Annotated in this window: 22 protein-coding genes; 14 read left to right on the forward strand and 8 right to left on the reverse strand. The window is 70.9% G+C overall.

The window, feature by feature from the left end; translation table 11 throughout:
• The first annotated feature begins 11 nt into the window (after positions 1-11).
• The 10 genes from QSK30_RS08305 to QSK30_RS08350 all read left to right on the forward strand — a co-directional run bounded on the left by QSK30_RS08305 (position 12) and on the right by QSK30_RS08350 (position 8,581).
• A complete protein-coding gene (locus QSK30_RS08305; protein WP_285500980.1) occupies positions 12-491 on the forward strand; it encodes a GNAT family N-acetyltransferase in 480 nt (159 codons plus the stop codon).
• A 298-nt stretch (positions 492-789) separates the two neighbouring features.
• Positions 790-933 carry a hypothetical protein gene (locus QSK30_RS08310; RefSeq protein WP_285500982.1) on the forward strand — a complete coding sequence of 48 codons (144 nt, stop codon included), beginning with the start codon at positions 790-792 and terminating at the stop codon, positions 931-933.
• A gap of 952 nt (positions 934-1,885) precedes the next feature.
• Positions 1,886-2,650 (forward strand): YqcI/YcgG family protein, encoded by a 765-nt coding sequence (locus tag QSK30_RS08315; RefSeq protein ID WP_502871805.1) that lies wholly within the window; start codon positions 1,886-1,888, stop codon positions 2,648-2,650.
• A complete protein-coding gene (locus QSK30_RS08320; RefSeq protein WP_285500985.1) occupies positions 2,647-3,465 on the forward strand; it encodes an arginase family protein in 819 nt (272 codons plus the stop codon). The genes QSK30_RS08315 and QSK30_RS08320 overlap by 4 nt, the downstream gene beginning before the upstream one ends.
• Positions 3,466-3,520: 55 nt before the next feature.
• Positions 3,521-4,522, forward strand: coding sequence for a cysteine synthase A (gene cysK, locus QSK30_RS08325; protein WP_285500987.1), 1,002 nt, complete (start codon positions 3,521-3,523; stop codon positions 4,520-4,522).
• Positions 4,523-4,527: 5 nt separating this feature from the next.
• A complete protein-coding gene (gene metX, locus QSK30_RS08330; RefSeq protein ID WP_285500989.1) occupies positions 4,528-5,643 on the forward strand; it encodes a homoserine O-acetyltransferase MetX in 1,116 nt (371 codons plus the stop codon).
• A 33-nt stretch (positions 5,644-5,676) separates the two neighbouring features.
• Positions 5,677-6,423, forward strand: a complete 747-nt coding sequence (locus QSK30_RS08335; RefSeq protein ID WP_285500990.1) for an SDR family oxidoreductase — start codon at positions 5,677-5,679, stop codon at positions 6,421-6,423.
• The gene (gene dcsG / locus QSK30_RS08340; protein WP_285500991.1) at positions 6,420-7,319 is read left to right on the forward strand and encodes a D-cycloserine synthetase; all 900 of its coding nucleotides are present in this window, start codon (positions 6,420-6,422) and stop codon (positions 7,317-7,319) included. Before QSK30_RS08335 ends, dcsG begins: the two co-directional genes overlap by 4 nt.
• 27 nt (positions 7,320-7,346) lie before the next feature.
• Positions 7,347-7,538, forward strand: a complete 192-nt coding sequence (locus tag QSK30_RS08345; protein ID WP_285501193.1) for a hypothetical protein — start codon at positions 7,347-7,349, stop codon at positions 7,536-7,538.
• 140 nt (positions 7,539-7,678) lie between these two features.
• Positions 7,679-8,581, forward strand: coding sequence for a DMT family transporter (locus tag QSK30_RS08350; RefSeq protein ID WP_285500993.1), 903 nt, complete (start codon positions 7,679-7,681; stop codon positions 8,579-8,581).
• A 300-nt stretch (positions 8,582-8,881) separates the two neighbouring features.
• Here the strand turns inward: QSK30_RS08350 and QSK30_RS08355 are convergent, their stop codons facing one another.
• Complete coding sequence (locus QSK30_RS08355) at positions 8,882-9,790, reverse strand: LysR family transcriptional regulator (RefSeq protein ID WP_285500996.1); 909 nt, start codon at positions 9,788-9,790, stop codon at positions 8,882-8,884.
• Positions 9,791-9,896: 106 nt separating this feature from the next.
• Here QSK30_RS08355 and QSK30_RS08360 point away from each other — a divergent pair, with 106 nt between their 5' ends.
• From QSK30_RS08360 to QSK30_RS08370, 3 genes are all read left to right on the forward strand, one after another.
• Positions 9,897-10,034, forward strand: a complete 138-nt coding sequence (locus QSK30_RS08360; RefSeq protein ID WP_285500997.1) for a hypothetical protein — start codon at positions 9,897-9,899, stop codon at positions 10,032-10,034.
• A 96-nt stretch (positions 10,035-10,130) separates the two neighbouring features.
• Entirely contained in the window at positions 10,131-10,628 is a 498-nt protein-coding gene (locus QSK30_RS08365; RefSeq protein WP_285500998.1) for a pyridoxamine 5'-phosphate oxidase family protein, read from the forward strand.
• Positions 10,629-10,680: 52 nt separating this feature from the next.
• Positions 10,681-11,145: a VOC family protein gene (locus QSK30_RS08370; protein WP_285500999.1), complete on the forward strand. Its 465-nt coding sequence runs from the start codon at positions 10,681-10,683 to the stop codon at positions 11,143-11,145.
• Positions 11,146-11,181: 36 nt separating this feature from the next.
• Here QSK30_RS08370 and QSK30_RS08375 read toward each other — a convergent pair whose 3' ends face one another.
• From QSK30_RS08375 to QSK30_RS08400, 6 genes are all read right to left on the reverse strand, one after another.
• Positions 11,182-11,562 carry a hypothetical protein gene (locus QSK30_RS08375; protein WP_285501001.1) on the reverse strand — a complete coding sequence of 127 codons (381 nt, stop codon included), beginning with the start codon at positions 11,560-11,562 and terminating at the stop codon, positions 11,182-11,184.
• Positions 11,559-12,560: a metallophosphoesterase family protein gene (locus QSK30_RS08380; RefSeq protein ID WP_285501003.1), complete on the reverse strand. Its 1,002-nt coding sequence runs from the start codon at positions 12,558-12,560 to the stop codon at positions 11,559-11,561. Before QSK30_RS08380 ends, QSK30_RS08375 begins: the two co-directional genes overlap by 4 nt.
• Positions 12,557-12,862 carry a plastocyanin/azurin family copper-binding protein gene (locus QSK30_RS08385; protein WP_285501004.1) on the reverse strand — a complete coding sequence of 102 codons (306 nt, stop codon included), beginning with the start codon at positions 12,860-12,862 and terminating at the stop codon, positions 12,557-12,559. Before QSK30_RS08385 ends, QSK30_RS08380 begins: the two co-directional genes overlap by 4 nt.
• Before the next feature lie 132 nt (positions 12,863-12,994).
• Complete coding sequence (locus QSK30_RS08390; protein WP_285501006.1) at positions 12,995-13,666, reverse strand: QcrA and Rieske domain-containing protein; 672 nt, start codon at positions 13,664-13,666, stop codon at positions 12,995-12,997.
• Positions 13,666-14,274: an RNA polymerase sigma factor gene (locus QSK30_RS08395; protein ID WP_285501008.1), complete on the reverse strand. Its 609-nt coding sequence runs from the start codon at positions 14,272-14,274 to the stop codon at positions 13,666-13,668. Before QSK30_RS08395 ends, QSK30_RS08390 begins: the two co-directional genes overlap by 1 nt.
• A gap of 186 nt (positions 14,275-14,460) precedes the next feature.
• Positions 14,461-15,441, reverse strand: a complete 981-nt coding sequence (locus tag QSK30_RS08400; RefSeq protein WP_285501010.1) for a LysR family transcriptional regulator — start codon at positions 15,439-15,441, stop codon at positions 14,461-14,463.
• Between the two features lie 779 nt (positions 15,442-16,220).
• On the opposite strand from QSK30_RS08400, the gene QSK30_RS08405 reads away from it, so the two are divergent.
• Positions 16,221-17,672 carry an amidase gene (locus QSK30_RS08405; protein ID WP_285501012.1) on the forward strand — a complete coding sequence of 484 codons (1,452 nt, stop codon included), beginning with the start codon at positions 16,221-16,223 and terminating at the stop codon, positions 17,670-17,672.
• A gap of 190 nt (positions 17,673-17,862) precedes the next feature.
• On the opposite strand, the gene QSK30_RS08410 is transcribed toward QSK30_RS08405, so the two are convergent.
• The gene (locus tag QSK30_RS08410) at positions 17,863-19,701 is read right to left on the reverse strand and encodes a hypothetical protein (RefSeq protein WP_285501015.1); all 1,839 of its coding nucleotides are present in this window, start codon (positions 19,699-19,701) and stop codon (positions 17,863-17,865) included.
• Between the last annotated feature and the right edge of the window lie 277 nt (positions 19,702-19,978).

Consider the following 19,978-nt stretch of genomic DNA (forward strand, 5'->3'; position numbering starts at 1 on the left):
ACGCTGGTGGGATGCGGGAACAGATCGCGGTGCGGCAGGCGTGCGAGAACGACGTCGGAGAGTTGGTGCGCCTACGGGCCTCACTGTTCGACGACCTAGGTGGCGACTTCTTCAACCCCCCGGCGGCCGATGGCGCCTGGCGGGCCGCGCTGGCCAAGGTCCTGACCAGGAAATTAGCCGCCGACGACGCGCGGATCCTCGTCGTTGACGGCGAGGCGGGCCTGGCCGCCTGCGGTATCGGGACCATCGAGGAGTGGTTCCCCGGCCCGCACTCGCGCAATGGCCGCATCGGCCACGTCATCGGCGTCGTCACCGACCCCGCCTACCGGCGACGCGGCTACAGCCGCGCGATCATGCACGCCCTACTCGACTGGTTCACCGCGGGCGATGCCGCGCGGGTGGACCTCTACGCCTCACCCGAGGGCGAACCGCTCTACCGCGATCTCGGCTTCACCGAACACCCCGACCCCGCCCTGTGGTGGCGCCCCTGACAGTCCCACCCCCGATGGGCGATGCTGTGATCACACCAGCCGGGGTTGCGTTGACTCGCGTTCTCTTTGGTGGACAAAGACTTAAGACCATCAACCCTCCACAATAGACGGAGTATCGGCGTGCCCGGACGCATGCCGGGGCCGACCCGGGCGGGGTGCGTACCAACCCCCGCACCAGGCCGAACAGTCGGCGCCGCCGAGAACCTGGGGGGCCAAGAAGCCGGTGTGTGAGCCGTCCGGCGGTTGGGCTCGGTGGTGGCCGGGTATGTCCGGAAGGAGAAGAGCGAAGGAGACGCCAATGGCAGGGTTGTTGAACCGGATCAAGTCCTTCCTGCGCAGCCCGCGCGGTCAGCAGTTGACGACCAAGGCGCGCGACCTGGCCCGAGACCCGCGCAACCGCGAGCGGGCCCGCCAGGCCGCGCAGAAGTTCCGCAAGCGCTGACCCGAGCGCACCTCAGACCAGACGCCCCGTTGACCACCTCACCCGGTGGTCAGCGGGGCGTGGTGGTTCCAGACCCGCACAACATCGCCACTCTCCACAAACGCTTGCGCTGACAAGGCCGCCACCTCGGTCGCGAGGGGCGGCCTCCTCGTGTCCGGCAGGCGTGGAGCGGTCTCGGACCGGGCGCCGGACGAGTCCGCCGGGGACCTTGGTGGTGCGGATGGGTGCCGCTGGTGCGGCGCTTGGACGATCGGTCGGGTCGAGTGCGGCACCCGGGAGCGGATCGCCCATTCCGCAAGCACTTCCGCGTTCCACCGCGCTCGCCTGCCCTCGTCCGGACGATGTCCTCGCGCGCTCCCGGCGTCCCGGGGTGGGGCCGGAGTGGACAACGCCGCGCGCACCGCCGCGGCCACCCGGCAGGCCCGCCACCGGTGACGCGCCGCTGTCTCCCCGTCACCCGTTCAGCGGTACATCGAGAAGTGCGCGGAACCCAATAATAATTCGCTGGCACACGATGATTTGTGCACGCAGGGTAATCGGCGGGGGCTTTTGGGCAAGCGACTCGTTTCATCTTGGGAGAATGGTGAAAATCTGCGGGTTGTCGCGCGCGTCCTTGATCGCACCGGTGCGGGCCGCGTCGGTGGGCGGGTCGTCCCGCGCGCACTCGCCCGCGCTGTTGTGACTGTGGCAGTTGTTGTGACTGTGGCATAAGCCTTCTGGTGACTGGTGGCGCACACCGCGCGCGCCCCGTCGCCGGGGGACGATCGGATCTCCGCGCGGCGGAACACCGTCGTGCTTCCCGGTCCTGCCTTTTCCGCCTGGGTCCGCCAGGTGGTTCGGTGGGCGTCGAATCCCGGCCGGACTCTGGCGACCCGGCGTCCGCGGATCCGCACGACTCGGTATCGCGAAGGTGACCGCACCACATTCTTTCGGTGATGAATGGATGTATCAGGTGATCGAGACGGATGCGAAACTAATCTCCCAGGAGCAGGTCGGCGCGAGCGGGCCGGACTGGCACCTCGACGCTCTGCGCGACCTCGAGTCCAGGCTCCTCGACCCCGGGTTCCCGTGCGTGTTCGCCAAGAACGCGGCGCGGAAGAAGATCGTCACGATGCTGTTCGTCGAGGACACCGGGAGCAGTGGCATCAGGCACCTGGCGGCGGGCCTGGCCGACTTCGTCGAGCGGTCGCGCGACTGGGACGGCAGGTTGGACTCCGCGCCGCCGCTGGTCGTGGCGTTCGCGCCGGACGCGGTGTACGCGCGGACGGTCGGCGAGTACCACTCGTTCGGCTGGCGGGTGCTGCGCTCCCTGCACGCCCTCGACCCCCGGCCGTGGCCCGCGGCGATCAGCCGGGACCCGGACACCGACTCGTGGTCCATGTGCTTCAACGGGATGGCGCTGTTCGTCAACATGAGCAGCCCGGCCCACCACGTCCGCCGCAGCCGCAACCTCGGCAGGCACTTCGTCCTGGTGGTCAACCCGCGGGAGCGGTTCGACGTCTTCGCGGGCGACACCCCCAGCGGGCGCAAGGTGCGCGCCAACATCCGGGCCAGGATCGGCCGCTACGACGGCGCGCCGCACGCCTGGCAGCTGGGCTCCTACGGCACCGGCGCGCTGGAGTGGCGCCAGTACGGCCTGGTCGAGGAGAACGTCGAACGCGCGGACCGCTGCCCCTTCCGGCTCCGCACCCCCGATCCCCGAGGAGGTACCCCGTGATCGACCTCATCGTCTCCCAGGGCCGCGTCGCCGACCGCGCGGCCAGGATGATCGAGGGCGCGGCGCGCACCGCGCGCGCCCTCGAGGACCGCTACGGCACCAAGGGCGACTACATCGGCGTGCCCGCGCCCGCCGAGCGCGACGACTGGACCGCCAGCCTCCCGCAGGCGCGCGAGACCCTGCTCGGCCTCGGGGCGGCCGTCGGGGCGAGCCTGCGCGGCGGCAACACCCCGGTGATGGTCGCCAACACCTGCTCGGCGAGCCTGGCCACGCTGCCGGTCGTGGCCGGTGAGCGCCCGGACGCCGTGGTCCTCTACATCGACGCGCACGGCGACTTCAACACCCCGGACACGACCGACTCCGGCTACCTCGGCGGCATGGTGCTCTCCGCCGCCTGCGGCCTGTGGGACAGCGGCCACGGCAGTGGCCTGCGGCCCGCGCAGGCCGTCCTGGTCGGCACCCGCGACATCGACGACACCGAGCGCGAACTGCTTCGCGCCAACGGGGTCCGCGTCATCCCGCCCCAGGAGGCGAGCGCGGCGAACGTGCTGGCCGCGGTCGGCGACGCGCCGGTGTGGGTGCACATCGACTGGGACGTGCTCGACCCGCGGTACCTGCCCGCCGACTACGTGGTCCCCGACGGCATGTCGCCCGCGCAGATCCGGGCGATCCTCGAGGCGATCCCGCCCGCCCGGCTGGTCGGCCTCGAGGTCGCCGAGTTCAACGCCCCGGTCGACGAGCGCGGTACCGCCGAGGCGGTGGCGACGATCCTGGACATGCTGGCCCCCGTCTTCGAGACCGCCGCGAACACCTGATCCCCCCGGCCCGCACCGAGATCCCGGCCCGACCCACCCGCGAAGGACGACCACCGTGCCCCTGTACGACAGCATCCTCGACACCATCGGCCGCACCCCCATCGTCCGGCTGCACCGGCTCGCGCCCGCGCACACCACCGTCTACGTCAAGGTGGAGTCGTTCAACCCCGGTGGCTCGGTCAAGGACCGCCTCGCGCTGGCCGTCATCCTCGACGCCGAGCGCAAGGGTCTGCTCAAGCCGGGGGACACCATCGCGGAGTGCACCTCCGGCAACGTCGGCATCGCGCTGGCCATGGTGGCCGCGGCCCGCGGCTACAAGTTCGTGGCGCTCATGGGCGACACCTACTCGGTCGAGCGGCGCAAGCTGATCCGCGCCTACGGCGGCAAGATCATCTTGTTCCCCGGGGCCGAGGGCAGCTCGGGCGGCAACCGCCGGGCCGACGAATTGGCCGCCAAGCACGGCTGGTTCCGGGCCAACCAGTTCGACAACCAGGCCAACCCGGCCTACCACCGGGAGACCACCGCCGCGGAGATCCTCAGCGACTTCGCGGGCAAGCGGCTGGACTACTTCGTCACCGGCTTCGGCACCACCGGCACCCTGACCGGGGTCGGGCAGGTGCTCAAGCTCGCCCGACCCGAGGTGCGCGTGGTCGCCGTGGAGCCGGAGAACGCCGCCGTGCTCGGGGGCAAGGAGTGGAACGTGCACCGCATCCAGGGCTGGGCGCCCAACTTCGTGCCCAGCGTGCTGGACCAGACCGTGATCGACGAGCTGCGGACCATCGGCGAGGTGGAGGGCCGCGACACCGCCCGCCGCCTCGCCGAGCAGGAGGGGATCTTCGCGGGCGTCTCCGCGGGCGCCACCCTCGCCACCGCGCTGCAGGTGGCCGAGACCGCCCCCGAGGGCTCGGTGCTGCTGGCGATGCTGCCCGACACCGGCGAGCGCTACCTGTCCACCTTCCTGATGGACGGCGTCGAGGAGGGCTCCGACGACGAGTGGCTGGCCTCCCTGGACACCGAAGACACCGAAGACACCTTGGACACCGTCGGAGGGGAGTGAGTCGGATGGGGGAGTTCATCCCCAGGGCGACCCGGTTCGTCGACCTGCCCACCCCCTTCCCGATGCACCGCGGCGGCGCGCTGCACGGGGCCCGGATCGCCTACGAGACCCACGGTGAGCCGAACGCGGCCCGGGACAACGTCGTCCTGCTGCTCACCGGGCTCTCCCCGAACGCGCACGTGGCCGCGCACCCGCTCGACCCCACCCCCGGCTGGTGGGAGGCGATGGTCGGCCGGGGCAAGCCGGTCGACACCGACCGGTGGCACGTGGTGTGCGTGAACTCGCTGGGCAGCTGCAAGGGCTCGACCGGGCCGCCGTCCACCGACCCGGCGACCGGCGAGCCCTACCGGTTGACCTTCCCCGACCTGTCCGTCGAGGACATCGCCGACGCGGCCGCGTTCACGGTGCGGGCGCTGGGGTTCGAGCGGGTGGCCTGCGTCATCGGCACGTCCATGGGCGGGATGAGCGCGCTGTCCCTGCTCACCCGCCACCCCGGGTTGGCGCGCAGCCACGTCAGCATCTCCAGCGCGGTGCACTCGCTGCCGTTCTCGATCGCCATCCGCTCCCTGCAGCGCGAGGCGATCCGGGCCGACCCGGGGTGGCGGGCGGGCGACTACGCGGACGAGGCGTACCCGCACCAGGGCATGCTGGCGGCGCGCAAGCTGGGCATGGTCACCTACCGCTCCGCGGGAGAGTGGGACGTGCGGTTCGGCCGGTCGCGGATGGCCGCGGAGCACCGCCCCGGCGGCGACCCGTTCGGCCCGGAGTTCGCGGTCGAGGGCTACCTCGAGCGCCAGGCCCAGCGCTTCGCGCGCCAGTTCGACCCCAACAGCTACCTCTACCTGAGCCGCTGCATGGACTGGTTCGACCTCGGCGAGTCCAGCGGGTGCGCCACCGCGGCGGCGCTGGCGCGGGTGGAGGTCGAGAAGGCACTGGTGGTCGGCGTGCAGACCGACATCCTGTTCCCGCTGCGCCAGCAGCGCCAGATCGCCGACGGCCTCGGCGCCGGGCGCGCCGACGTGCAGTTCCTCGCGCTGGAGTCGCCCGAGGGGCACGACGCGTTCCTGGTCGACACCGCCCGCTTCAGCCCACCGCTGGCGAAGTTCCTCTCGGAGCTGTGACCCGGGCCCACCACCCACGAGTCGGGAGACGAGTTGAGCACACCACAACCCAGGCTGGCGCTGGTCACCGGCGCCACCCGCGGCATCGGTCACGAGATCGCCCGCCAGCTCGCCGAGCAGGGCGTGCGGGTGCTGCTCAGCGGCCGCGACCGGGCCGCCGCCGAGGCCGCCGCGCAGGCGATGCGCGGCGAGGGCCTCGACGTCGAGGGTCTCGAACTCGACGTCACCAGCACCGCGGGCATCGCCGCCGCGCTGGCGGTGGTCGAGCGCGAGCACGGGCGGCTCGACATCCTGGTCAACAACGCCGGCATCCGGGTCGAGCAGTACGGCAGGCAGCCCTCGGAGCAGCCGATGCGGCACTGGCGCGAGACCTTCGAGACCAACCTGTTCGGCCTGGTCGAGGTCACCACCGCGTTCCTGCCGCTGATCCGCCGGTCGGACGCGGGCCGCGTGGTCAACGTGTCCAGCCTGCTCGGCTCGCTGACCGCGCACAGCGACACCGGCTCCTACACCTACAGCGACGCGTTCAAGTCGCTGCCCGCCTACAGCGCCTCCAAGAGCGGGGTGAACTCCTGGACCGTGCACCTGGCCTACGAACTGCGCGACACCCCGGTCAAGGTGAACTCCGTCCACCCCGGCTACACCAAGACCGACCTCAACGACGGCGCGGGCGAGTTCGACGTCACCGCGGGGGCCAGGACCAGCGTGCGGATGGCGCTGCTCGACGACGCCGGGCCGAGCGGGACCTACCAGCACCTGGGGGAGGTGCTCCCGTGGTGAGCCCGGCCACCGCGCTGGTCACCGACGTGGCGAGCCTGCCGATCGACTTCGACATGCCGCTGCTGCTCGAGGCGTGCCGGGAGGCGGGCGTGCGCACCGAGGTGTGCCAGTGGGACGACCCGTCGGTCGAGTGGTCCGGCTTCGCGGCCGTGCTGCTGCGCTCGCCGTGGAGCTACGTGGACCGGCTGCCGGAGTTCCTGTCCTGGTGCGACCGGGTCGCCGCCGAGACCCGGTTGTTCAACCCGGTGTCGGTGGCGCACTGGAGCCTGGACAAGACCTACCTGGCCGACCTCGCCGCGCGCGGTGTCGCGGTCGTGCCGACCACCTTCCTCGGACCGGATGACGATCCGCGGGAGGTGCTCGCCCAGTTCCTCGCCGAGCACCCGGGGGCAGGCGAGATCGTGGTGAAGCCGACCGTCGGCGCGTACTCCAAGGACGTCCAACGCTTCGCGCGGCTGTCGGCCGACGAGGCCGCCCACTACGCGGCCCGCCTGCGGGACAAGGGTTCCGGGGTGATGCTCCAGCCGTACCTGGCCGCGGTGGACCGCGACGGCGAGACCGACATGATCTTCTTCGACGGCGTCTACAGCCACGCCATCCGCAAGAGCCCGCTGCTCCTGCCGGACGGCACGGTGAACGTCCCCACCCAGGACGCCCGCAGCCCGCGCGCGGCGGACGCGGCCGAGCGCGCGCTCGGCACCGCCGCCCTGGACGCCGTCGCGGCGCACCTGGGCCTGGACGCGCCCCTGCTCTACGGCCGCGTCGACCTGGTCCGCGACGACGACGGCGCGCCGGTGGTGCTCGAGGTGGAGCTGTGCGAACCCTCGCTCAGCCTGCCCTTCACCGACCTCGGCGCGACCCGCTTCGCCCACGCGCTCGCCCGGCGGTTGGACTGATCTCCCAGCGCGGAACCGGGTGTGGACGTGTCGGAGCGCGATCCCGGCTCGGCGACGGGCGGCGCGCCCGGTCGGATACCGACCGAACAACCGTGGGTCCCACTCCGCCTGGAACGTGTCGTCGAGGTCGCCTACGAGCACACCGAGGGCGGCTACCCGAGCCGATTCCGGCACGCCGCCCCGCTACGCCTGAACTCAGTCCTGCGCCGCGCTTGGTGAGTGGGGGCAGCGCGGGCGAGAGCGCAGTAGCGCTCACCCCCTGAGCACTAACCGGCGCTGACCGCTGTTTCCCCTTGTCAGGCAAGGGTTCTCTCGTTTAAGGGGTGTCGGCGACAGCGCGCGCGTTGCTACTGTCCGACATGGGATCCAACAGCAGCGCTGTCATTGAGCGGCGAGTTTCAGCACGGTCGAGCGGGACGCTGCTCGCCGCGCTCGGTGTGGTGGCCTTCTCCTTCAGCTTCCCCGGCACGGTGTGGGCGCTCGACGGCTTCGGCCCTTGGAGCGCCACCGGTGTTCGCGGTGTCCTGGCCGCCGCCATCGCGGTCGTCGCCCTCCTGGCCACCCGCTCCGAGCTCCCCGACCGTGCCGACTGGCCCGCGCTCGCGGTGGTGGCGGGCGGCTGCGCCATCGGTTTCCCGCTGTTGACGACCCTGGCGCTGCAGACCTCGACCACGGCCCACTCCGCTGTCGTCATCGGCGCGCTCCCGATGGCCACGGCGGTGATCTCCGCGCTGCGCACCCGCGTGTACCCATCGAAGGTGTTCTGGGCCGCCGCGGGTGCCGGTGCGGCCACCGTGATCGCCTTCACCCTCGCCCAGAACGGTGGCACGCCCACCGTCGCCGACCTCTACCTGTTCGCGGCATTGCTGGTCTGCGCCGCGGGGTACGCCGAGGGCGGCAGGCTCTCCGCCCGCCTGCCGGGCTGGCGCGTCATCGCCTGGGGCGTCGTGCTGGCGGCCCCGGTGAACGTGGCCGTGTCCGTGCTCGCCCTGGCCGAGGAACCGGTCGAGCTGACCGCCAAGGCGGTCGCGGGCATGGCCTACATCGCCGCCGTGTCCCAGTTCGGCGGGTTCGTGGTGTGGTACCGCGGCATGGGCCTGATCGGTGTCGCCAAGGCCAGCCAGCTGCAACTGGCCCAGCCCCTGCTGACCCTGCTGTGGGCCGTCCTGCTGCTCGGCGAGGAGCTCACGCCCGCGGTTCCGGTGACCGCCGCGATCGTCCTGGCCTGCATCGTCGTCACCCAGCGGTCCCGGGCGTCCTGACCGCGGGCCGCCGAATCGTCCACAGTGGAATTTCCGGACGTGGGCCCGCGGTCGTGGACTGCGCGTGGTCGGTGTTGTGGGGCATCGACCGCTTCCGCGCGGCGGGGGCCAGCCGTCGCCCTGGCGGCGGCGGCGATCGAGCCCCAGTGCCCCACGGCGGATTCGAGGGTGGCCGGGTTGGCCGGGTCGAGTGGGAGGTGGCGCACCCGGGGACCCGGGACCGGATCGCGGCCGCGAACAGCACCGGCAGAGCCGAATCGGTCAGCGGCCGTCCGGCATCGCCTGGTGGACTCGGTGGATCTACTCGCCTCGCTGGTCGGGCGTGGGGGGACTGGGCTTGCCTGGTCGGGTCTGGTCGACGGCGTGGCGCAGCGCGGTGACGAAGGCGGTGGTCGCGGGTGGGTCCGGCGGGTCGCCGTAGGTGGCCAGGTAGACGTGCCGCTGGAAGTCGCGCAGGAGGCTGGCCTCGATCCCGGGGGCGTGGTGGGTGCGCAGCGCCAGTCCCGGCATGGTGGTCACGCCCATGCCGGCGGCGACCAGCGCCTGCTGGACGATGATGTCGTCGCTGGTGTAGGTGATCGGTGGGACGAAGCCCGCCTTGTCGCAGGCGTCGAGGAACTCGCGGCGGCAGTTCTCGCAGCCCGCGATCCAGGCGGCGTCGCGGTTGCCCGCCAGTGTCTGGCCGGGTTCGAGGCTGAGCAGGTACACCGGGTCGTCGAACAGGTGCGTGGCGCGGATGTCGTCCGGTGGCGGGTCGTCGTAGTGGAAGACGACCGCGACGTCGACCTGCCCGGCCCGCAGCAGGTCGAGCGCCACGCGCGGGTGGGCCTCGACCAGGTGCAGCTCGACGCCGGGGTGCGCACGGCGCAGGGTGCCCGCGGCGGGTGGCACCAGGGCGGCGAGTGCCGACTGGAAGCCCGCGACCCGGACCCGGCCGGTGCGCAGGCCCACCATCGCGGACAGTTCCGCGGCGGCGGTGTCGACCCGGCCGATGATCTCGGTGGCCCGGCGGGCCAGGTGCTCGCCCTCCGGGGTGAGCCGGATGCCCCGGCCGACCCGCTGGACGAGCCTGGCCCCGGTCTCGGCCTCCAGCCTGGCCAGGTGGTGGCTGACGGCGGGCTGGGAGTAGTTCAGGTGCTTGGCGGCCTTGGTGACCGAGCCGTGCGCGGCGATCGCCGCGATGACCCGCAACCGCAGGATGTCCAGCATGTATAAAGCATACGCATGGGTCAGCCCAAGTATTGTCATTGGACGAATGAGTCGACTCGCGAGAGGCTGTGCGGGACGCACCCGCTCGGCGCAGGAGGACGCGACCATGCCCCGGTCACTGGTGACGCTCACCGATCTCGTCGCGGCCGTGCGCCAGGCGGTCGACGCGCGGACCGACTGGGCGGACACCGCGGGGCTGGTCGCCGACCAGCCCCGCGCGCACCTGCCCGGCCCGGGATCCTGACCCCCGACCAGCGCCTCGGCCTGCTCGACCGGGTCGCGGGCCACACCCGCGTCGGGTCCAGCGCCCGCCGCTACTACGACTGAAGGGCACGACACCGTGGACCAGCACGCCATCGACGAGGTGCTGAACCGCCCGCTCAGCCGGGAACTGCTGGCCCGCGACCTGGCCAGACTGGCGTTCATCGCGCTGGACGGCACCCCGAGGGCGATCCCGATCGGGATCGTCTGGAACGGCACGGAGATCGTCATGTGCACCGCGACGAACGCGCGGAAGCTCCCCGCGTTGCGCCGCGATCCCACGGTCGCGCTGACGATCGACACCGAGTCGCACCCGCCGAAGGTCCTGCTCCTGCGCGGCAACGCCGAGTTGGACGTCGTCGACGGCATCCCGGACGAGTACTTCCAGTGGAACGGCACCTACGAGATGACGCCCGAGCAGCGGGCCGAGTGGGAGGTGGGCGTGAAGTCGCTCTACGACGGCATGGTCCGGGTCGTGGTGAAGCCGACCTGGGCCAAGCTGATCGACTTCGAGACCACCCTGCCCACCGCCATTGAGGAGCTCATGCGGCGGCAGCGGGAACGCGACCGCGCCTGAACAATCGCCCGCGCCGCCGACCGGGCGGCGCTCGCCACTGAAGGAGATCACCATGACCGACATCGCCCCCGGGCGCGGGACGATCCGGCGGATGGACAACATCGCCGTCGTCGTCGACGACCTCGCCGCCGCCAAGGCGTTCTTCGCCGAGCTCGGACTGGAGCTGGAGGGCGAGGCGACGGTCGAGGGCGACGCGGTGGACCGCCTCGTCGGGCTCGCGGGGGTCCGCTCGGCCATCGCGATGATGCGCACCCCGGACGGCCACGGGCGGATCGAGCTGACCAAGTACCACTCGCCGTCGAGCCGGGACGGCGACCCGCGCGCCCCGACGAACACGCTGGGCGCACATCGCGTCATGTTCGCCGTCGACGACATGGACGACATCCTCGACCGCCTGCGCCCGCACGGGGCCGAGCTCATCGGTGAGCTGGTGCGGTACGAGAACAGCTACCGGCTCTGCTACCTCCGCGGCCCCGCGGGCATCGTCATCGCGCTGGCCGAGCAGATCGGCGGTTGACCACGACCGGACGCCCCTACCCTCCACAGTGGAGGTTCAGGCGCGTCTACCGTGAGCGGCGAACAGCACCGGCAGGGCCAACAGTGCCAGCGCCACCACCTCGACCACGACGCTGACCAGCGCCTGCGGCGCGGGTTGCCAACCGTGCTCGGTGAAACCGAACAGGCCGGTGGTGCGGGACAGGGCGAAACCGCCCAGGGCGCCCGCCATCAGCCCCGCGGCCGCGAACCGCAGGACCGGCGGGTCGGCGAGCAGCACGAGCAGCGCCAATGCGAAGGAAGCACCCGCCTGCCAACGGAACGACTCCCCGATGACCGGGATTACCCGGTAGCCGTTGACGTAGAGCTCCGCGTGCACGTATCCGCTCACCGCCAGGCATAGCGCGAGGGCGAACCGGGTGATGGTGGCGGCGCTCACGCGAGTCTCACATCCTTCACCGCGAGCAGTCCACTTCCCTTGCGGTAGGTCACTTCCCGGATGCCGAGCGCGTCCTTGAGCTTCCCGGCGGGCAGCGTCACCGGCGCGGGTGCGGTGCCCTGGCCGGGCGGCGGGAGCGGGTAGGCGGTGGTGGTGGCGCTGTGGAAGGTCACGTTCCCCTCGGTCTTGGTGAACAGCTGGTGCACGTGCCCGTTCAGGCAGGTCACCGAAGCGAAGCGGCGCAATAGGTTGAGCACCGCGGCGGCGTCGTCGGTGCCCCAGCCCCAGGCCGGGTACATCGCGAACAGCGGGATGTGGCTGAACACCACGATCGGCGTGTCGCTGGACAGGCCCGCGACGTCGGTGCGGACGAACTCGATCTGGTCGGCGCCGAGGTGGCCGAGCTTCTCCAGGCTCAGGGTGTTCACCAGTGCGATGAAGTGCACGCCGCGCAGGTCGAAGCTGTACCACCCGTCGCCCCGGCTGCCCGCGCCGAACGCCTGCCGGTACTTCTGCCCGGTGTCGTCGACCGAGTCGTGCTCACCGGGGACGGTGAGCACCTTGCCGGTGCGCAGCTCGCCCATCATCTGCTTGACCTGGTCGAACTGGGCCGGGGTCGACAGGTGGGTGAGGTCACCGGTGTGCACCACGAAGTCGGGCCGCTGGGGCAGCGCGTTGATCTGCCTGATCGCGGCCGCGAAGGAGTCCTCGACCGCGGTGTTCGCCGCGCCCTTGAAGCCGAGGTGGCTGTCGCTGATCTGCGCGAACCGCAGGGCGTTCGGGTCCTCGGGTGGCACCGCGACCGCGTCCGGGGTCGCGACGTGGCTGATCACCTCACCGCCCACCACGGTGAGCACCACGGCGGAGCCGAACCACGCCGTGTGCCGCAGGAGCTGCCTGCGGGTCATGCCCTCGGGACCGAGGTCCTGCTCGTCGGCGCTGCTGTTCTCAGTGGCGCTGTCTTTCTCGGTCGCGCTGTTCTCCTCGGTGGCGCTCACGCGGTCACCACCACGGTCGCGGTCATGAACGGGTGGATGGTGCACAGGTACTCGTACTCGCCGGGGCTGGTGAAGGTGTAGCGGTAGGTGTCGCCGGTGTTCATGGTGGTGGACTTGAGCGGGCCACCGGTACCGGAACTGGTGACCGTGTGCGGTTCCTGGTCGCTGTTGGTCCAGGTGATCGTGGCACCCACCTTGACCGACACGCGCGCCGGTGCGAACGCGAAGTCCTCAATGGACACCGCGTCGGTGGTGACCGGCGCGGTGTCCGCGGCGGCGGTGCCCATCGGCATGCCGGACATCGGCGGTCCCGCCGCGGGCGGGGCGGTCGTGCCACAGGCGGCGAGCAGGGCAAGGCCGGCGGTGGCTATCGGGATCCGCTGCGCAACAAGGGAAATCCTCATGCCAACAGATACGCGGGTGGGTTACGGTGATCAGGTCTGGTCGGCGGGCACGAACACCTGGACCACCCCGCCGGACTCCCGCACGAGCACCCGCGGCAGCGGTGGCAGCGGGATCGGCAGCCGGTGGTGCAGCACCGAACCGTCCACAGCGAACGCGGCCCGGTGGCACGGGCAGTCGAGCCTGCGGGCGGGCGCGTCGAGGGTGAGCTTGCACCCCAGGTGTGTGCACGTCCCGGACACCGCCCGCACCTCGCCGCCGGTGCGCTCGACGAACCCGACCACGGTCCCGAGGTCGAACGGCCGCACCCCGCCCTCGGGCAGGTCCTTGGTCGCCACCACCGGTCGCCACTCACCCGCGTCCGGCACGACCGTCGCCCGCGCCACCGGATCGCCGGAACCGCCGCTCTGGTCGCCGAGCACCCGGTCGGCCGCCACCCCGAGCGCCGCGGCGGCCGCGGCCACCGAGGTCGCCCGGACGAACCGGCGCCTGCTGCCGCCCCCGGGCTCGACCCCGGCCCGCTCGGCGGCGACGCGCCCGCGCAGCCGCTCGACGAACTCCGGGTCCGCCGCGCCGCTGTCCGGCCCGGCGGCCCGCAGCTCGATCGCCGCCCGCAGCTCGGCCGCCTCACCCGGGGTCGCCCGGAAGGCGCGGGGCCTGCGCTGCCGCAGCAGGTCCTTGACGAACCGGGGCACCCCGCGCATCACGTCTCCACCCTGTCCGCCACGGCGGCCGCGTGGCGCAGCGCCCGGTGTTGCAGCACCTTCGCGTTGCCCACCGTCACCCCGAGTTCGGCCGCGGCCTCCTTGAGCGAACGGCCCTCGAGGAACCGCAGCCGCAGCACCCGCCGGTAGCGCTCGGGGAGCTCGGCCAGGATCGCCTCCGCCCGGATCACCGGCGCGGTCGAGGGCTCGACGGGGACACCGGTGACGAACTCGGCCGCCACCCGCTCGTCGTCGAGCGTGGTGACCTCGCGCCCGAGGGTGCGCCGCCAGTAGGTGGCGAGCACCGTGCGCGCGGTCGCGAGCAGGTAGGTGCGCACCTCGCCCACGCTGGCCGAGATCCGCATCGGCCGCAGCGCCGTGAGGAACACCTCCGCGGTCAGGTCCTCCGCGTCGGAGCGGTTCCCCACCTTGGCGAACATCAACCGATAGACCCGGTCGACGTTGTCGCGGTAGACCGCCTCCCAGTCCGGGTAGGCGTCAGCGGAGACCACGCGCAGACGCGCGGGCACGTCCACAGGCTGCCCGGTCTCGGTCCGCTCGGTCTCGTTGTCCGGTTTGCGCCGAACCCGGAACCGTTCTCCCCCCACGTGCCTCCCCCCATCGCGGACGACCTCCTCCAGTGATACGCACCCGGGTTACACGAGGGCGAGAAAAGATCGTCGAACGGTGGCCGTCCCTGGGTGCGGGTGCACTCCTTTGGCGCCCGGCACACCCCACCCGATGCGCTACCAGCGCGCACCGGTCGGCCGATCGCGGTGTCCGGCCCATCAACACTATCCGCGCTGGACTGTCCTCTTACTACTATCCACTAAGGACTTTCGAATGCCTCCCGCCACGGAGCCCGGCACCAAGCCGCTGGTCGCCATGGCGACGGCGAAGCGGCAGAAGGCGTCGACGATCGGGCGGTGGTCGTCGTGGCGGCGCGCGACCACGGCCGTGCTGGCACCGGCCTCCGGGAAGTCCAGGAACCGCAGTGGCGCCCCCGGTGCGGGTGGGAACCGGCGCGCGATCTCCGAGCACATCGCCACCACCTCCGGGTTGTGCACCACGGTCTGGGCGATCTCCGGCACCAACCACGCCTCGGTAATGCGACCGTCGGCCGCCATGCCGTTGCGGAACTCGTTGAGCAGGCAGTGATCCGTGACCTCCGGCGGTGTCCGCTCGGGACTGGTCGACAGGATCGGCAACGGCAGGACATCGTTCAGCGTGACCGAGTCGGCGTCGGCGAGGTGGTGGTTGTCGTGGACCACCAGCACGCGCTGCTCCTGGTACAGCGCCGACCAGGCGTGCCGCTCCGGGTGCAGGGGCAGCCGGGTGAACGCGACGTCCACCTCGCCGTCCAGGAGCGCGGTGTAGGCCTGCGCCACCGGCAACTCGGCCCGGAACTCGAGCCGGAAGGCCGGGAACGCGTCCGCGAAGGCGATCAGGATGGGCTGGGTCACCACCCCCGCGCCACCGTAGATCAGCCCCACCCGCAGCGGACCGGTGGCGCCCTGCACGGCTTCGCGGGCGGCGCGCAAGCCGTCGGCCACGACCGCGATCGCCGTCCTGGCCGGCTCCAGCAACGCGTATCCCGCCGGTGTGAGCGCGGCGCCGGTGGGCGTGCGGTCGAACAACGGGCCACCGACCGTCTTCTCCAGGGCACGGATCTGCTGACTGATCGCGGGCTGGCTGACGTGCAGCCGGGCCGCGGCCCGGGTGAACCCGCGTTCCTCGGCCACGGCCAGGAAACAGCGCAGGCGATGCAGTTCCACCAGGATGACCCCCTCCAGGAGTGCCCGGACGCCGATACTAGCGGCCGTCGGCGCGAATAAGCTGGGCTTATCAGGTCATTGCGATTGCCTCTTGGACTGTGGGCCAGGTGATGGTCGACCCTTGCTGTGGCAACCCGCGCGTCGGCGCGAATGTATGGACATGAAACGGTAAAGTGGTGAGGAGATGTCACTGGTCCGCAGATCTCTGAAGTACGCGGCACCCGCGGTCGCGGCCCTGGTGCTCGGCTTTGCCTTCGACACATAGGAAAATCCCGACGTACACCCGTTTCTGGATACTGTTGGTACAACAGCGGGAGGTGACATGCAGCGTTCGGTGCGTGCGTTGGCGGCGGTGGTGGGGGTTGCTTTGATCGGGGCGGCCTTGGTGGTGTGGTGGGCTGCTGAGAGTGCGCTGCCGCGGGCACCGGAGGTCCACTGGTCGTCGCGGGGTGGCATGTCGTGGTGTGCGGGGGCGACGGACTGCGCTCCGCCGGTGATCTCCGGCGGGACGGTTGCGGTGATCGTGGTCTTGGCTGTCCTGGGTGTGGCTTTGGTGGCCGCCGTCGTGGTGGACGTGGCGGTGCGGCGGAGGGCTGGGCCTGCCGCAGCTGGATGAGCAGGCGCTCGGCACCGGATTCGTGGCTGAACCGCCGGAGACAACGCGTGGATCGACGGCCGGAAACGGTGTCGGCACCGCGCTCGGCATGAGTTGAGACTTCTATCCCGTTGTGCGGATCGGTATTTTATGGCCGGCTTGGGAGGTCGGTAGCGTCGGATTCATGGAGTGGACCTTTCAGACAGCTGAAGCGTTGGCTGCCGCGTTGCGTGCCGGTGAAGTGACCTCGGTGGAACTGGCCGAGGAGGCGATCGCGCGTATCGAGCGCGACGACAAGGTGATCAATGCGATCTGCGTGCCGGACTTCGACCGTGCGCGGGACGCCGCGCGCGGTGCAGATCAGGCGCGCGCCCGCGGCGAGGTAGGGCCGCTGCTCGGTATCCCGGTGACGGTCAAGGAGTCCTACAACGTGGCAGGCCTGCCCACGACCTGGGGCATGCCGCAGCACCAGGATTATGTGCCCGCCGAGGACGCGGTGCAGGTGTCGCGGCTCAAGGCCGCGGGCGCGGTGGTTCTGGGCAAGACCAATGTTCCCTTTGGGCTGCAAGACATCCAGAGCTTCAACGAGATCCACGGCACCACCAACAACCCGTGGGACCACGACCGCACGTCGGGCGGATCCTCCGGCGGATCAGCCGCGGCCCTGGCGTCCGGATTCGGTGCGCTGTCCATCGGGTCCGACCTCGCCGGTTCGTTGCGCACCCCCGCGCACTTCTGCGGGATCTACGCGCACAAGCCGACGCTCGGACTGGCGGCGACCCGCGGCATGGTCGCGCCGGCCGGGCCTGCGTTGCCGGTCGACCTCGACCTCGCCGTCGTCGGTCCGATGGCGCGCACTGCCCGCGACCTGGCGCTCCTGCTCGACGTCATGGGCGGGCCGGACCCGCTGACGCTCGGCAAGGCGCACGACTTGACGCTGCCGCCCGCGCGGCACGAGCGGCTCGGGGACTTCCGGGTCCTGGTCATCGACGAGCACCCGCTCATTCCGACCGGGTCCGCTGTGCGGGCGGGCGTGCGGCGGGTGGCCGACGCGCTCGCCGACAGTGGCGCCCGCGTCGAACGGCACAGTCCCCTGCTGCCCGACCTGACCGAAGCCGCCACGCTCTACACGCAGTTGCTGTTTTCTGGCTCTGTCGCGCGTTTTCCCATCGACGCCTACGAACAACTGCGGACCCGCGCCGCCGGACTGAGCGCAGGCGACCAGAGTCTCGACGCGGCGCGGTTGCGTGCCATGGTGTTCACCCACCGCGACTGGATCGAGGCCGACAACCGCCGCGAACTCCACCGCCACGGCTGGCGGCGACTCTTCGCCGAGTTCGACGCCGTGGTGTGCCCGATCACGCCCACGCCCGCGTTCCCGCACGACCACAACCCCAATCCGCTGGAACGCCGGATCGACATCGACGGCGTCGAACACCCGTACTTCGACCAGCTGGTCTGGGCCGGTGTGGCCACCATGCCCGGCCTGCCCGCCACCGCCATACCGGCGGGCCGGTCCCCCGAGGGCCTGCCGGTGGGGGTGCAGCTCATCGGCCCGATGTTCGAAGACCGAACCCCGTTGCGGCTGGCCGAACTGCTCGAGCAGGAGATCGGTGGCTTCCAGGCACCGAGGTAGGGCGCGCCACCACGCGCCCGCCGACGACGAGGTGCGGCGGGCCGGCTGGACCAAGAAGGCCTGGCACCCCGCGTGGTCTGACCCGCTCGGACAAGGTCGTCGAGCGGGTCAGACCACCACGTACACCGAACCCCGCCGGCGGCGCCGAGCACCATCCCGGAGGCGGCGGTGTCCGGAGCCACTTCTCGTGTCAGGGGCGGATGTAGAAGGGCATCTCCGGGGTCAGTTCCTTGTTGTCGTAGGCCTTGACCGTCACCTCCAGGTCGCCGCCCGCGATGCAATCGGTCGACTGGCCAACGCTGTCGCAGTAGCCGGGCGTGGTGCGGTAGTAGAGGTCGATCCAGGCGGCTTTGTCCTTGGTCACCTTGACCGCCTTCGGGTCGGCCGGTGCGCAGGAGTAGACGCCGCCGATACCGCCGACGCAGTTCGTCTTGACCTTCTTGCCCGCGTACCAGATCTGGCCCTCGAGCAGGTCCACCGGCGACTGGCCCAGGGCCGCGCTCCCGGCCAGCCGGGTGAAGGTGAACTCCCGCTTGTCCGTGCGCAGCCGGACCGTCTGGGTCTCCACCGAGTAGGACGGACCCGCCTGGATGAACCCGTCCTGGTCGGCGCGCTCCCACTCGAACCGGGCGCCGTCCTTGACCAGGTCGGCGACCGTGGGGGGTTTGGGTTCGGTGACGGTGCCGACGATGGCCTCGTAGATCAGTTTCCCGATGCCGTAGAGGGCGGCGCCCAGCGCGATGCCCGCGCCGCAGGGTGGGCAGGTGATGCCGACCGCGAGGGCACCGAGGGCGACGGTGGCGAGGATGATGCCCTCGATGTCGCCCTTGCGGGCGGCGTTGCCGAAGGCGACGATCGAGCCGAAGATCGGGATGATGTCGGCGACCACCTCGGCCACGTCCAGGTAGTCGATCTTGCCGCTGACGATGTCGTCGTAGTTGGTGGCCAGCAGCACCATCCCCACGCCCCAGGACGCGAACCCACCCGCGTCCGGTTTGACCTTGCTCAGGGCCTTGACCGCCTTGAAGGTGGTCGCCTTGCCCATCCAGTTCTTGAACACCCGCTTGGCCGCTCCGGGGGTGGCGCTCTGCAGGACCTTCTTGTTGGTGTCCTTGAACTTCTTGAGCTCCTTGGCGAGCTGGTCGCCCTCGGCGAGGGACTCGGTGACGGACTTGACCTTGTCCTGGGTCTCCTTCCAGTCCGCGTCCGACAGCTTGCACGCGGGGTTCTTGGGGTTCTTGGCGCAGTCGTTCTTGACCTTCTTGAGGTTGTCCCGGGCACCGGCGACCGGGTCGCCGTTCGCCCTCGCCCGGAAGTCGCGGTAGCCGCCGAAGACGAAGTCCACGGTCACCTTCCCGGTGGCCCGCACCTTCACCCCGTCGGGCACCGGGTCACTGGCCGCATTGGTCTCGGCGAGGTTCCACGGGACGAGGATCCGCTCCTCGGCGTCGTTCTTGCCCGTGTAGCGGACCAACCGCAGGACCGTGTTCTTCTTCCCGAAGAAGTCGAGCAGCGATTCCCCCGCCTTGACCCCGCGGTGCCTGCGCAGCTCGGAGATCACCTTCTCCTCAGTGGCGAAGTCGGCGCCGTACTCCACCCGGTAGACGTTGCGGGGCACCCGGTAGACGACGCGGGCGACACCACCGGCCTCCATCCGCTTCTTCCCGTCCTTGTGCGTCACCACCTCGACACCCTCCGGCGCGGCGTCGCGGGCCGAGGCCGCCAGTTCCAGGCCGTCGCATTGCTTCTCCAAGCCACCGCAGGCTTTTCCTGTCGGACGGGTGAGCAGACCGCTCTTCACCCGGTCGACCTGCGAGGGCGCGATCCCGCGATAGCCGTACAAGCTGGTGGACGTGCCCTCGTAGTAGCTGGTCGGGGTACCCGCGCCGAACTCCGCCAGCTGCGCGGACGCGCTGGGGGCCGGGACCGTGGTCAACGCCAGGGCCAGCGACAACAGGACGAGGGCGACGATGGCGCGGCGCAGTGCGGTGGCGAAGGGGGTTCTGGCGTGGTGGTGGACAGCGGGCATGGCGGTATCCATTCTGGTGCGGGAGATTTCGGCGGATTCAGTGCGTGCCGAAACCTATCGACCACCCGGAAATGCGGTCAATTCCTCGAACGGGCCCAAGATCTTCACCAATGAGATTTGTCAGTGGTCCCCAGAGCCACGAACTACCGCCAGCCGGTATCGGGAGGGTGAACCGGTTGATCTCACGGGCGGACTCGGGCCCGGAGACGTTTACCGCCGACACCGAACGATCCTGGGGCGTGCCGACCGGAAGTGAGTGGAACTCCGCACCTTGACG

It is taken from the genome of Actinokineospora sp. NBRC 105648, assembly GCF_030269645.1.
Lineage (GTDB): Bacteria > Actinomycetota > Actinomycetes > Mycobacteriales > Pseudonocardiaceae > Actinokineospora.